The sequence below is a fragment of the Faecalicatena sp. genome (assembly GCF_058819085.1).
This window is the reverse complement of the sequence record NZ_JBZUUL010000013.1, coordinates 195,979-209,528: the sequence shown is the minus strand read 5'-3', so window position 1 is coordinate 209,528 and position 13,550 is coordinate 195,979. Positions and strand designations below refer to the sequence as shown.

Genomic DNA, 13,550 nt, shown 5'->3' with positions numbered 1-13,550 from the left:
ATGAATAAGGTAGAGCTTCAACACATCAGCAAGAGCTTTGGCGACGTGCAGGCCCTGACCGATGCAGGCATTGTGCTGACAGGCGGTCAGACCCATGTTCTGCTGGGTGAAAATGGCGCTGGAAAGACAACGCTGATGCGTATTTTGTACGGCATGATGCGGCCGGACAGTGGTAAAATTCTGATTAATAACAAGGAAGTTCATTTCAAACATAACAGGGATGCTATTGCCTGCGGCATCGGTATGGTTCACCAGCACTTTATGCTGGTGGAGAACATGACAGTATATGAGAATATTGCGGTGGGCTTTGAGGATGTGAACGGTCTGACGCTTGATAAGCGCAAAATTATCTGCAAAATAAACGAGCTTGCTCAGAAATTGCGGTTCGATATAGATCCGCTGGCCATGGTCAGTGACCTGACGGTAGGAGAAAAACAGCGCATTGAGATTCTAAAGACCATTTACCGGCAGTCCAAAATCATCATTCTGGACGAGCCCACTGCGGTGCTGACACCTCAGGAGGTGGAGATTCTCTTTGAAATTATAGACATCCTAAAAGCGCAGGGCACAAGTATTGTGATGATTACCCATAAACTCAAGGAGTGCTTAAAGATTGCAGACCGGATTTCTGTCATGCGCGATGGACGAATGATTTCCACAAATATGGAAAACAAAAATCTGACACCGCAGATGTTGGCCGATCTCATGGTAGGACGTAATGTTCCGCTGAACTATACACAGCGCAGTGAGATTGTCTCCGAAGAGATTGCGGTTAAGGTGGAGAATCTGAATTATACGGTCAATGGGAAAAAGGTATTGGATCAGATCAATTTTCACATTGCTAAAGGCGAGATTGTGGGCGTGGCGGGCATTGAAGGCAACGGACAGCGTCAATTACAGGAGGCACTCAGCGGAAACCTTAAGCCGGACACAATGGATCTGTATCTCTATGGCAAAAAAGTGAGCGGAGATACCAGAACCATTATAGACAGCGGGATTGCTTTGGTTCCCGAGGACCGCCTGTCCACAGGGATGGTTCCTTCCTTAAGTATCTGTGAAAATGTAGTGCTGGGGTATCACAGGACGGAAGCATTTGCGACAAAGCACGGTTTTCTGCGATTAAAGCAGTGGAAACAGTTTGCGAAAGAAGCCATAGAAAAATATGCGGTCAAAGCACCCTCTATCAATGTACCGATTAGCAGCCTGTCCGGAGGCAACCAGCAGAAGGTGATCATGGCCCGTGTGTTAAGCAGAAAGCCGCGTTTTGCCATCTTTGCACAGCCAACCCGTGGCGTGGACATTGGCGCCGTTCACAATATACACAGCCGGATATTTGAGTACCGCGATATGGGAAATGCCGCGCTGGTCATTTCAGCGGATCTGGACGAGGTACGGGCGCTGTCGGACAGACTGATTGTCATGTATGAGGGAAAAATAGTGGCCGACGGTAAAAGTGATGATTTTACAGAGCTGGAGCTGGGGATGCTGATGCTGACCGGCAGGCTGGAAAAGGGAGGGAAATCACTATGAGTAAACAAAGAATCGTATCTGCCGGGAAGAAAATGCTTCAGCCTTGTATTGCCCTTTTGGCAGCCTTCGCTGTGACTTCAGTGATAATCCTGGTCATCGGCTATTCTCCCCTGGATATCTTCGGATATATCTTAAAGGGATCTTTAGGCAATACAAATGCGCTCCTTAGCACGTTATTCCGTATGACGCCTATTCTGATGACAGGTCTGGCCTTTACCGTGGCGATCAGAGCAGGACTCATTAACATCGGAATCGAAGGACAGCTCTGTACCGGCGCATTTATCGCCACACTGACAGGCTTATATGTACAGGGGCTGCCCCCGCTGCTCCATATACTGCTGACCATAGGGGCTGCGGTTCTGGGAGGCGGCCTATGCGGCGCATTTATAGCATTTATGAAGATCCGGTTTCATGCCCATGAGTTTATTACTTCTATCATGATGAACTCTATTGTTGCGTACATTACCAGCTATTTTGTATCCGGTCCCTTACGCACCCCCGGGGATGTGGCGCAGACAGCCACTGTCAGTGAAGAGCTTATGCTGCCTATGCTCAGTGCGCGCAGCAACCTTTCCATTGGCATCCTCATCGCAGTGGCTCTGGCTGTCGTTCTCTATTTCTACTTTCAGCGTACTGCCACAGGCTTTGAAATGAACATTGTGGGCAGCAGCCCGCTGGTTGCCCGTTTTTCCGGCATTCATATTAATAAAACTATTTATCGCACCATGTTTTTGAGCGGAGGAATTGCGGGACTGTGTGGAGCGATCCATGTGCTGGGATATCTGGGGCGTTATATTAATAACTTTTCGCCAGGATTTGGGTTTGACGGTGTTGCCGTTTCCGCATTGGCGGGAGGCAGCCCACTGGCATGTATCGCGTCCTCGCTTCTGTTTGGCGGTCTTAAGGCCGGTTCCATCCGGCTGAATATTATGACAAAGGCGCCAAAAGAGTTTGTGGACCTCATTCAGGCGGTGTCCATTATCCTAATTGCCGCGCCGAAGCTTACTTCATCCTTTGGATCATGGAAATATAAAAAGGGAAACAATGCAAAACAGGCAGTCAAACAATTATCCGGGTCGCAGCAGTGACTGTACAGCAGAAAGGTGGATTATTATGGATATTCTAAAACTGATCGAGATGACCTTAAGCGCAACGATGCGCATGGGTACTCCATTATTGTTGGCATCTGTGGGCGGTATGTTTGCCAGCCGGTGCGGTATTATGCCGCTGGGGGTTGAGGGCATGATTACAATCGGTGCTTTTTCGGCTGTCTGCGGTTCTTATTTCACTGCGAGCCCATGGATTGGTTTATTGCTGGGAGTGGCAGTTTCTTCTGCACTGGCACTGCTCAACGCCTGGCTCTGCATCCGGTTCCATGTCAATCATATCATCGGAGGCCTGGGGCTTAACATGCTGGTTGCCGCAGTGGTTGGGATTTTCCTCCAGACATTATGGGGATCATCAACAAACTCGCCGTCGGTGGAGTCCGTCAAAGGGCTGGATCTGCCCTTCCTGACAGACATCCCGATTGTGGGAGCACTCTTTAGCGGGCAGTTTCTGGTGACCTACGTCGCAATTTTACTTGTGCCTCTTACATGGTTTTTGCTGTTCCGTACGAAATTCGGCATGCGTGTCCGTATCATTGGGAATAACCCTTACGTTGCAAGCACGTCCGGCGTTCAGGTGAACCGTTACAAGTATATGTGTATGCTGCTCTGCGGCATTTTGGCCGGTCTGGCGGGCGCGTTTCTCTCGATCTGCCAGATGAACATGTTTGTAGAGGGAATGTCTTCCGAGAGAGGTTATATTTCCAATGTGATCTGCGCTCTTGGCTCCAGCAACCCCGTCGGCATTCTGGGTGCAAGCTTTCTATTTGGACTGGCGGATGCGGCACAGCTGTCTTTGCAGGACTTGAACATTCCTTCCCAGCTGCTGCGTATGCTTCCCTACTGCGTGACCGTGATTGCGCTCATGTTTGTCAAAGGAAACCGGGGCATAGCAGCCTTTGAAGGAAAACATTTTGAAGAAATAAAATAAGACAGGTGAGGTGTGATTATGGATCCTATGAAACAGATTTTGATTGAATCAGGCAGAAAAATGCTGGGCAAAGGGCTTACGGTGGAGACGTGGGGCAATATTAGTCTCCGTGATCCACAGACAGGTAAGGTTTATCTGACTCCTTCCGGAATGGACTACAGTAAACTAATAGAGGAAGATGTGGTGGTGTTTGACGCTGACGGATATCAGATCGAGGGCGTGAGAAAGCCTTCCATTGAAAAAGAGATGCACCTTGGTATTTTGGCAAAAAGGCCGGATGTCAATGCGGTCATTCATACCCATCCGGTCTATTCCCAAGTGTTCGCGGTATTGGGCATGCCGATACCGGCTATTATAGACGAGAGCGCCCAGGTGTTCGGGGGAGAAGTACCCGTTGCAAAATATGGCCTGCCCGGTTCCAGGGAATTAGCGGAGCATGTCATACAGGCACTGGGAGTGGAAAACAATGCGTGTCTTATGGCCAACCACGGCGCTGTATGTGTGGGCGGGACCATGGATATGGCGTTTCGGTGCTGTACGGTACTGGAAATGACAGCTCAGATTTATCAGCTGTGCCTGCAGATCGGCAAGCCGAACCTCATAGAACCGGAGCTGATTGCAGTCATGAAGAATTTAGCAAAAAATTATTTTCATAATAAGTAAGAAAGGATGATACATATGAATACAACAAATTGCATCGAAAAACTGGACAATGTTGCTTTGTCCGCGGATAAAAACAGCGTTGTCATCATTGACCAGACACTGCTTCCAAACAAACTTTCGTACATTACCTTATCAAAAGCTGAGGATTTGTATGAAGCCATTGTCAAGCTCCGGGTGCGTGGGGCGCCGGCCATCGGTATTTTTGCGGGTTTTGCAAGCTATGTGCTGGCCAGACAAATTGAAACAACAGATTATGAAGTATTCTCACAGATATTTTACAAAAACACGGAATATCTGAATTCCGCACGACCTACTGCTGTCAACCTGGACTGGGCGCTTCGCCGAATGAACGGTGTTGTCAGATCCGGCTCACAAAAATCCATTCCCGAGATCCTTACGCTTTTGGAGAGGGAAAGTCTGGCGATTCAGGAGGAAGACATCGCCATGTGTACGGCCATCTCTGAAAATGGTCTGAAAGTGCTCAAAGACGGCGATGGTATTCTGACACACTGTAATGCTGGTCCATTGGCTACATCACGCTACGGTACGGCCATTGGTCCTATGCTGCTGGGCCATGAACGCGGTCTTCATTTTAAGGTCTTTGCCGATGAAACCCGTCCCCTTCTGCAAGGCGCACGGCTGACTGCGTTTGAACTGCAAAAGGCTGGGGTGGACGTCACGCTGATCTGCGACAATATGGCATCCATCGTCATGAAAAACGGCTGGATACAGGCCTGCTTCGTGGGCTGTGACCGCGTAGCTGCCAACGGCGATACCGCCAATAAAATCGGTACAAGCGGCGTGGCAATTTTAGCCAAACACTATGGCATTCCTTTTTATGTGCTTGGTCCTACATCCACCATCGATATGAATTGTGCTTCCGGTGACGATATTGAGATTGAATTGCGCGACCCCGAGGAAATCAGAGAAAAATTCTATGTGGAACCAAAAGCTCCGTCTGAGGTCAAGTGTTACAATCCGGCCTTTGACGTAACAGATCACAGCATGATCACAGCCATCATCACGGAAAAGGGCATCTGCTATCCGCCTTATTCCGAAAGCCTGCGCACATTATTTGACTAAGAAAGGAAGAGATTTATGAATAAACAATCGATATCCGCTTCGATCCATGTACAAGACGCTGAGATCGCCAAAACCGTGATTATGCCAGGAGATCCTTTACGTGCTAAGTTTATCGCGGAAAATTACCTGGAAAACCCCGTATGCTTTAACACGGTGCGCAACATGCTGGGTTATACCGGCACCTACAAGGGCAAGATGCTGTCCGTTATGGGACACGGCATGGGATGCCCGTCCATGAGCATTTACGCAACAGAGCTGTTTTCACAGTTTGATGTGGAGTGTATTATCCGTATTGGTTCTGCAGGAGCGATCCAACCGGATATTGAACTGGGTGATCTTGTCATTGCCATGTCCTGCGCCACGGACTCCGGTATGCCAAAGGCCCTGGATATCCCCTGCACGCTGGCACCTGCGGCTGACTATCCGCTGCTTGCCGCCGCCGTGCAGGCAGCCGGGGAAAAGAAAATCGCCTGCCGTGTGGGAACTGTCTGCACCAGTGATTATTTTTACCATCCTCAGGCTGATTTCAACCAAAAGCTGGCGAAGCTGGGTGTATTGGCTGTGGACATGGAAATTGCCGCCCTGTACCTTACCGCCGCTGTTTATGGAAAAAAGGCACTGGGTATGGTGACGATTTCCGATCAATTAGTCACCCATGAGGCTCTGACCGCATTGGAGCGCCAGGAGTCCTTTAGAGATATGATGTCTGTAGCGTTAGAGACAGCACAGTCAGTGATATAGACTCAGATCGATATTTACAGCAGAGTTACTGCACTTGGATTCTGCCACAAAATAAGCATATCCCATGGAAGCTCGTGTTTTTCATATTACGATTTCCTTTGGGATATGCTTCGTTTTGTATCGGGAGCTATTTACTGGTCAGCTCCGCCAGCCGCTTCTTTAGTTCAGCAATTTCCTCCGCCTGTGTAGTTAGAATTTCATTCTTCTGATCAAGCTCCACCGCCTGTTTCTTCAGTTCCTCCGCCTGTTCTTTAATCCGCTTTTCCTGTTCTTCTATCATATACTGCACGGTATTTCTATCGAGTTCTGCCAGTTCTTTGGAATACATCTCCATCACCCCTTCAATATTTCGACATAGGCTGTAGATATCTTCATACATGGCTTTAAACTGCGGATATGATTCGATCAGTGAGATAATCCGCTTGGGCTCATCAAACGCCATAAAAGACAGCCATGCATCCAACTCATCTTCTATATTTTTATTGTGCATGTTTTCCTGAAAGATGTCAAGCGTTATTAAAACATACTCCTGTAATGTTTCCAGCTCGAGCCCTGTATCAAACATCTGTTTCGACTTATGAATGTAGTGATCCTTTATCTTATGAAACTCCTGAGTGCTTTTTTCAAAGAAGACAATGGTATATACTGTTTTGATATCTCGGTATGTAAACTTTTTTCGCCGCCTGCTTTTCACCCGCTTGTATTGTCTCAAAAGGGTATCTGCCGAGTAGCAGGCAACCCGCTGCCCCGGAAATGCGTATCCGATCTTCTGCACCTCCACATTTGCCAGACTGCCGTCCTCCAATTCCACCAGCATATCCGTGACTAAAAGGCTTTGTTCATCTGCGATCCGTACAGAATCGTTGGGCAGGATCTGCTGGATTTTCACCGCTTTCCCAAGCAGCAGGGAAAGCAGTCTTTCCAGTCTCTGTGGATGATATTCCGGGCTGAAGACCTCCTTGAAAAATGAATCGTACAGTATTTTCACACCTTTTGCACCTGTACAGAAATCCAGGAATTCTTCCTGTTGTTCTTTCTCCCATAATTCAAATATATTCTGCAGTTCCTCTTTCGACCGGATCTCCTCCAATACCTCCTTTCTGCTTTGAATCATTGGAAAATAATTACTTAGTTCTTTTGCCATAGGCATGCTCCTCCTTTGTAAATTTTGACTGTTTTAAATACGGATTTCTCTTCGAAAGTGAAGTACCGAAATAAAATAGAACTCTCATGGATTGAAAATAGCTTGAACGCTCTCCATTTAAGATAGATTCAGGATAACATACCAGCAATTGGGCAGTCAAGACTGCCATGGGATTGTTTATCAAAATTTAATTCTTGCTCATACGTGATCAGTTTATTTATGCATAAACTATGCCTGCACATGTGAAGAATATAATTTATTAGATATTTAATTGTTTTTTGGAAGAAATTATTAAAAAACTGTGAAATTAAACACTTTATGTTGACTTTTTTATATAATACTACTAAAATAACCGTTAGGCATCTAACTAATTGTGATACGCGTGGATATCCCTTTCAATGGGAGCGGACTCCGATCACAATGGAAGAGAGGTGCTCCGCGGACTACGAAGGAAAGGAGTGTTAAGGATGAATTGTGACATGGGACAGATTCCTACCGTCGGTATTATGGGGCAGATCATGCATCTGAGCATGAAGAAGGCAACACAGTTATTTGAAAAGTTTGATCTAAAGCCGGGGCAGGCCGGAATCCTATTTATGCTCAATCATGCCGGTGAGCTTTCCCAGAGGGAGATGGCAAAGCATATGAACGTGACGCCGCCGTCAATTACTGCTGCCATCCAGAAGATGGAGAAGCAGGGGTACATCAGGCGCAGATCCGATGAGAAGGATCAGAGGATTATGAGACTGAGCATCACAGAGAAGGGGAATGCCTGTCTTGAGAATATTAAAACTGTAGCAATAGAAATGGATGCAGGAATGTTTAAGGGGATGAGCCAGGAGGAAAAGATGTTATTGAGACGTCTTCTGCTTCAGATGAGGGATAATCTCACAGAGATGACAGTAGAGTAACCTTTGAAGATTATAAGGAAAGGATAGGGATTTATGAAAAAATTATTCAAGTATATGGGAATGTACTGGAAAGCAATGATTGCGATCCTGGCAGTTCTCATCGTTCAGGCGTACTGCGACTTGTCGCTGCCTTCGTATACTTCTGACATTGTCAATGTCGGGATCCAGCAGGGCGGTATCAGTGAGTCCATACCGGATGCGGTCACGCAGAAGGACATGGATAAGCTGCTTTTATTCGTAAGCGGAAACGATACGAAGATAGTGAAGGATGCTTATGAATTAAAGAAAAAGGATACAGGCTACGATTACGACGGGGCTGTATATGTACTGAGGGAGAAGGTAAAAGAGGATGAGAAAAAGACAGAAAAAGTCGCTGAGATCCTCGGAAAACCAATGCTCTTTGTATCCGGCATAGAGTCTGGAGACGATACTACAAAGCAGATGGAAGATTCCATGAAGGAAAATATGAAGTCTGCAATCCAGAAATCGGCAGATGAGCAGATGGAGGCGGCGAAACAGCAGATGGCAGATGCCGCAGGAGAGATGACAGATGAGCAGAAGGCTGTAATAGCTGCCAATCCGGCCATGGCTGCGCAGCTGCAGGCACAGCAGGAAGAGGCAGCCCAGAAGATGCAGGAAGAAGCTCAGATGAAGATCGATGAACAGTTAAAGAAGATTGACGATGCCGATATCTTCGAATTGTTTGGGATGATCCCGGAGGAACAACGCTCTGAGGTCATTGATAAGATGAGCGAACAGATGGGGGATATGCCTGAGACGATGGTTGAGCAGGCAGCTACGATCTATATCAAGGGGGCTTACAGTAATCTCAAGGTAGATACTGACCATATCCAGAATTCTTACATTCTGGCGACCGGAGGGAAGATGCTGGCACTGGCATTTTTGGGAATGGCAGCAAGTGTTCTGGTCGGATTCATGGCATCCCGTGTTGGTGCATCGGCAGGACGCGACTTAAGAGGGCAGGTTTTTAGAAAGGTTGTGGGATTCTCCAATAATGAGTTTGACCATTTCTCAACGGCTTCTCTGATCACAAGGAGTACAAACGATATCCAGCAGATTCAGATGCTGATCGTCATGCTGCTGCGTATGGTATTATATGCGCCGATCATGGCTGCGGGCGGAATCTACAAGGTATTCCAGACCAACGTATCTATGTCCTGGATCATCGGTCTGGCAGTACTTCTGATCGGTCTTGTTATTCTGGTACTGTTTACCGTAGCAATGCCGAAGTTTAAGATCCTGCAGAAGTTGGTTGATAAATTGAACCTGGTTACAAGAGAGATCCTGACCGGTTTATCTGTTATCCGTGCTTTTAGTACAGAGAAGCATGAGGAGGAACGGTTTGATCAGGCAAACAGAGATCTGACTCGTACCAACTTATTTGTAAACCGTGCCATGACCTTCATGATGCCTGTTATGATGGTCATTATGAATGGAATCTCTGTATTGATCGTCTGGACCGGGGCACATGGTATCAGCGACGGACAGATGCAGGTCGGAGATATGATGGCATTTATCCAGTATACGATGCAGATCATCTTTAGCTTCCTGATGCTGTGCATGATCTCGATCATGTTACCGAGAGCTGCTGTTTCTGCAGACCGTGTGGATGAAGTCTTAAAGAGTGAGACCATGATCCACGATCCGAAGGAGCCAAAACGCCTGGCAGAAAAAGTGGACGGAGTCTTGAAGTTTGATCATGTTTCCTTCCGCTATCCGGGAGCAAGCGAGGATGTCCTTCACGATATTACATTTGAGGCCCGTCCGGGTGAGACAACGGCGATCATCGGAAGTACCGGAAGCGGTAAGTCCACGCTGGTGAACCTGATCCCGAGATTTTATGACGTGACAGAAGGTGAGATTACTCTGGACGGCATAGATATCCGTAACCTTACCCAGCATGAACTAAGGGAGAAGCTTGGCTATGTTCCGCAGAAGGGAGTTCTCTTCTCAGGAGACATTGCTTCAAATATCATGTTTGGAAACCCGGAAGGATCTGATGAAGAGATGATCGAGGCTGCCAGAATCGCACAGGCGACAGAGTTTATTGATGCGAAGCCGGACAGATACGAGAGCAGCATTTCACAGGGCGGTTCCAACGTATCCGGCGGACAGAAACAGAGATTATCTATCGCGAGGGCGATCGCAAAGCATCCGGATATCTTCATCTTTGATGACAGCTTTTCCGCGCTGGATTATAAGACGGATGTCACACTGCGGCGTGCACTCAAGGAAAATACAGCAGACAGTACGGTTCTGATCGTTGCACAGCGTATCAGTACGATTTTACATGCAGAACAGATCATCGTTCTGGATGACGGTGAGGTGGCAGGAATCGGAACACACAAGGAGCTGCTTAAGAACTGCGAAGTTTATCAGCAGATCGCGGCATCCCAGCTGTCAGAAGAAGAGTTAAAAGCAGATATGGAAGGAAAGGAGGAGAACAGCCATGAGTAAAGGTCCAAGAAGAGGTATGGGCGGCCACGGCCCGATGAAGGGAATGGCACCCGGTGAGAAACCGAAGGATTTAAAGGGGACAATGAAAAAACTGGTCGGTTACATGAGTGCATATAAGTTTCAGCTGTTTTTCGTCCTTATTTTTGCTGTGGGCGGTACGATCTTCAATATCGTAGGTCCGAAGATCCTTGGTAAAGCGACTACGGAGATCTTTAACGGCCTGGTGAGCAAGGTTTCAGGCGGAGACGGAATGGACTTTGAAAAGATCGGAAAGATCCTTCTGTTTACACTGGGACTGTATGTGGTGAGTGCATTGTTCTCATTTGTACAGGGATTCATCATGACCGGTATCTCCCAGAAAATGACGTACCGGCTGAGAAAAGAGATTTCTCAGAAGATCAACCGTATGCCAATGAACTATTTCGATACAAAGACGCATGGTGAAGTGCTTTCCCGTGTGACCAATGATATCGATACTCTAGGCCAGAGCCTGAACCAGAGTGCGACACAGATGATCACTTCCGTCACTACGCTGATCGGTGTCCTGGTGATGATGCTTTCCATCAGCCCGTTGATGACTGTGGTAGCACTTTTGATCCTGCCGGTTTCGGTGGGCCTGATCTCTGTCATTATGAAGCGTTCCCAGAAGTATTTCCGGGGACAGCAGGAATACCTGGGGCATGTAAACGGACAGGTGGAAGAGGTCTACGGCGGACACAATATCGTGAAAGCATTTAATAAAGAAAAAGATGTGATCACCGAATTCAACGATATGAATAATAAGCTATATGAATCTGCATGGAAGTCTCAGTTTATTTCCGGTATGATGATGCCGATCATGCAGTTTGTCGGGAACTTAGGATATGTTGCAGTGGCGATCCTGGGAGGATACCTGGTGATCAAAGATGCCATTGAGGTCGGAGATATTCAGTCCTTTATCCAGTATGTGCGTAACTTTACCCAGCCGATCCAGCAGATCGCACAGGTGGCAAATATGCTCCAGTCTACGGCAGCGGCATCCGAGCGTGTATTCGAATTCCTGGAAGAAGAGGAAGAGGATCAGACGGTCGAGAATCCGGTATCTGTAGATGGACTGCAGGGAAATGTGGAATTCGACCATGTACACTTTGGATATCATCCGGATAAGATCATCATCAATGATTTCTCTGCTAAAGTAAAGGAAGGACAGAAGATTGCGATCGTCGGTCCGACGGGAGCAGGAAAGACGACGATGATCAAGCTGCTCATGCGCTTCTATGATGTGAATTCAGGGGCGATCCTGATCGACGGACACGATGTCAAAGACTTCAACCGAAGTGAGCTAAGACAGATGTTCGGTATGGTACTCCAGGATACCTGGCTGTTCCACGGAAGCATCCGGGATAACATCCGGTACGGAAAACTGGATGCTACGGACGAGGAAGTCATCGAGGCAGCAAAGGCGGCACGTGTGCACAGGTTTGTGCAGACCCTTCCGGGCGGCTATGATATGGAACTGAATGAAGAGGCAAGCAATGTCTCCCAGGGCCAGAAACAGCTGCTCACCATTGCAAGGGCGATCCTGGCAGATCCGAAGATCCTGATCCTGGATGAGGCCACAAGCTCTGTCGATACAAGAACCGAGATCCAGATCCAGAAGGCAATGGACACCCTGATGAAGGGACGGACCAGCTTCGTCATTGCACACAGACTTTCTACTATCAGGGATGCAGATCTGATCCTGGTTATGAAGGACGGAGATATCGTCGAGATGGGTAACCATGATGAACTGATCGAAAAGAACGGGTTCTATGCGGATCTGTATAACTCACAGTTTGAGAAAACATCAGCGGTTTCAGCGTAAGGGCTGACCGTTTACTAAGATTTGCTGACGAAAAACACCATGTCGGAAGGGAAAGCAAAATTCTCCTTTCTGCCATGGTGTTTTTTGCAGTATGGAATCCAGATACAATTTTATAAGTCAGCACATTAGTCGGGTTTGGTAAGTATATTTTTATATTCTGACGGGATAGAGCAGAGAAGACCGGTAAAAAGTTGTGTTATGATACGATACAGAAGAAATTAAACGGGAGGAAAGCAGTATGGAGAAACTTGAACAATGGGAAATGCTGGAGTTGAGTTTTGCGGGAAAGAGCGAAGGAAATCCATTTACGGATTATGAGATCTGTGCGGAATTTGTAAAGAAAGACAAGAGGAAAGAGATACGGGGATTCTATGATGGGGATGGAATCTATAAGGTGCGTTTCATGCCGGAAGAGACCGGTACATATTCCTATCGGGTATTTGGAAGTTTTTCCGATATTTCCTACGAGGGAGAGATCGAAGTAACGAAACCGGTAAATGAAAAGAACCACGGGATGGTTCAGGTATTTGATCAAACCTATCTGGCATATGCAGACGGAACACCGCATTATTCATTTGGCACCACCTGCTATGCCTGGGTACATCAGACGGAAGAACTCCGGGAACAGACATTAAAAACCTTGTCTGCAAGCGGATTTAATAAGATCCGGTTTTGTATTTTTCCAAAGTTCTATCTTTTTAATGAAACGGAGCCGGAGCAATACCCCTATGTACGGGGGCAGGAGAGAGGAATTGACCCAAAGCGGAGGAAAAAATCCATGATGCTTCCGTTTCATACAGAGACGGACGTTGCTGATATTACGGATTTTGACTGTTATCAGTTTAATGTGGAAATGTTCCGGCAGTTTGACAAGCCGAGCAATACGCATGAAAGACCTCCTGTATGCAGTCGGACCTGGTATGCCAGCCGGTCAGATACAAAGAATCATGCAGCGTACGCATATATTTATCCCCATGAAAATAGTAGTTTTCAAGCATATATGTCAGATGTGTATCATAACTTTCCGAAATGGGGTTGGAACTGATTTTTTCTTCAATGGTTTCACATAAAATGTTCTTTAAATTTTTCGTACTCATTGTTTTCATAACCGTTTTTCGAA

11 protein-coding genes are annotated in these 13,550 nt (G+C 47.0%); 10 read left to right on the top strand and 1 reads right to left on the bottom strand.

Translation table 11 applies throughout. The features are described 5' to 3' along the window. From AC4OGX_RS07195 to deoD, 6 genes are read left to right on the top strand one after another with little or no spacing between them, the layout of a single operon-like run. The gene (locus AC4OGX_RS07195) at positions 1 to 1,530 is read left to right on the top strand and encodes an ABC transporter ATP-binding protein (RefSeq protein ID WP_493329445.1); all 1,530 of its coding nucleotides are present in this window, start codon (positions 1 to 3) and stop codon (positions 1,528 to 1,530) included. Next, complete coding sequence (locus tag AC4OGX_RS07190) at positions 1,527 to 2,618, top strand: ABC transporter permease (protein WP_493329444.1); 1,092 nt, start codon at positions 1,527 to 1,529, stop codon at positions 2,616 to 2,618. Before AC4OGX_RS07195 ends, AC4OGX_RS07190 begins: the two co-directional genes overlap by 4 nt. A gap of 25 nt (positions 2,619 to 2,643) precedes the next feature. Further along, entirely contained in the window at positions 2,644 to 3,567 is a 924-nt protein-coding gene (locus AC4OGX_RS07185) for an ABC transporter permease (RefSeq protein ID WP_493329443.1), read from the top strand. A gap of 27 nt (positions 3,568 to 3,594) precedes the next feature. Continuing rightward, positions 3,595 to 4,230, top strand: a complete 636-nt coding sequence (locus tag AC4OGX_RS07180) for a class II aldolase/adducin family protein (protein WP_493329442.1) — start codon at positions 3,595 to 3,597, stop codon at positions 4,228 to 4,230. Between the two features lie 15 nt (positions 4,231 to 4,245). Then, positions 4,246 to 5,313, top strand: a complete 1,068-nt coding sequence (mtnA, locus tag AC4OGX_RS07175; protein WP_493329440.1) for an S-methyl-5-thioribose-1-phosphate isomerase — start codon at positions 4,246 to 4,248, stop codon at positions 5,311 to 5,313. Positions 5,314 to 5,328: 15 nt separating this feature from the next. Next, positions 5,329 to 6,054, top strand: coding sequence for a purine-nucleoside phosphorylase (deoD, locus tag AC4OGX_RS07170; protein ID WP_493329439.1), 726 nt, complete (start codon positions 5,329 to 5,331; stop codon positions 6,052 to 6,054). A 127-nt stretch (positions 6,055 to 6,181) separates the two neighbouring features. Here the strand turns inward: deoD and AC4OGX_RS07165 are convergent, their stop codons facing one another. Next, a complete protein-coding gene (locus tag AC4OGX_RS07165; protein WP_493329438.1) occupies positions 6,182 to 7,198 on the bottom strand; it encodes a PD-(D/E)XK nuclease family transposase in 1,017 nt (338 codons plus the stop codon). Positions 7,199 to 7,665: 467 nt separating this feature from the next. On the opposite strand from AC4OGX_RS07165, the gene AC4OGX_RS07160 reads away from it, so the two are divergent. From AC4OGX_RS07160 to AC4OGX_RS07145, 4 genes are all read left to right on the top strand, one after another. Continuing rightward, positions 7,666 to 8,109: a MarR family winged helix-turn-helix transcriptional regulator gene (locus AC4OGX_RS07160; protein ID WP_493329436.1), complete on the top strand. Its 444-nt coding sequence runs from the start codon at positions 7,666 to 7,668 to the stop codon at positions 8,107 to 8,109. 33 nt (positions 8,110 to 8,142) lie between these two features. Continuing rightward, positions 8,143 to 10,587, top strand: coding sequence for an ABC transporter ATP-binding protein (locus AC4OGX_RS07155; RefSeq protein WP_493329434.1), 2,445 nt, complete (start codon positions 8,143 to 8,145; stop codon positions 10,585 to 10,587). Then, entirely contained in the window at positions 10,580 to 12,430 is a 1,851-nt protein-coding gene (locus AC4OGX_RS07150) for an ABC transporter ATP-binding protein (protein WP_493329432.1), read from the top strand. Before AC4OGX_RS07155 ends, AC4OGX_RS07150 begins: the two co-directional genes overlap by 8 nt. Positions 12,431 to 12,668: 238 nt before the next feature. Next, positions 12,669 to 13,475: a DUF5060 domain-containing protein gene (locus AC4OGX_RS07145; protein ID WP_493329431.1), complete on the top strand. Its 807-nt coding sequence runs from the start codon at positions 12,669 to 12,671 to the stop codon at positions 13,473 to 13,475. Positions 13,476 to 13,550 lie beyond the last annotated feature (75 nt).

Bases quoted from the DNA above. Each gene is read 5' to 3' on its own strand.
- AC4OGX_RS07195 (WP_493329445.1), top strand. From the start codon at position 1: ATGAATAAGGTAGAGCTTCAACACATCAGCAAGAGCTTTGGCGACGTG.
- AC4OGX_RS07190 (WP_493329444.1), top strand. From the start codon at position 1,527: ATGAGTAAACAAAGAATCGTATCTGCCGGGAAGAAAATGCTTCAGCCT.
- AC4OGX_RS07185 (WP_493329443.1), top strand. From the start codon at position 2,644: ATGGATATTCTAAAACTGATCGAGATGACCTTAAGCGCAACGATGCGC.
- AC4OGX_RS07180 (WP_493329442.1), top strand. From the start codon at position 3,595: ATGAAACAGATTTTGATTGAATCAGGCAGAAAAATGCTGGGCAAAGGG.
- mtnA (WP_493329440.1), top strand. From the start codon at position 4,246: ATGAATACAACAAATTGCATCGAAAAACTGGACAATGTTGCTTTGTCC.
- deoD (WP_493329439.1), top strand. From the start codon at position 5,329: ATGAATAAACAATCGATATCCGCTTCGATCCATGTACAAGACGCTGAG.
- AC4OGX_RS07165 (WP_493329438.1), bottom strand. From the start codon at position 7,198: ATGGCAAAAGAACTAAGTAATTATTTTCCAATGATTCAAAGCAGAAAG.
- AC4OGX_RS07160 (WP_493329436.1), top strand. From the start codon at position 7,666: ATGAATTGTGACATGGGACAGATTCCTACCGTCGGTATTATGGGGCAG.
- AC4OGX_RS07155 (WP_493329434.1), top strand. From the start codon at position 8,143: ATGAAAAAATTATTCAAGTATATGGGAATGTACTGGAAAGCAATGATT.
- AC4OGX_RS07150 (WP_493329432.1), top strand. From the start codon at position 10,580: ATGAGTAAAGGTCCAAGAAGAGGTATGGGCGGCCACGGCCCGATGAAG.
- AC4OGX_RS07145 (WP_493329431.1), top strand. From the start codon at position 12,669: ATGGAGAAACTTGAACAATGGGAAATGCTGGAGTTGAGTTTTGCGGGA.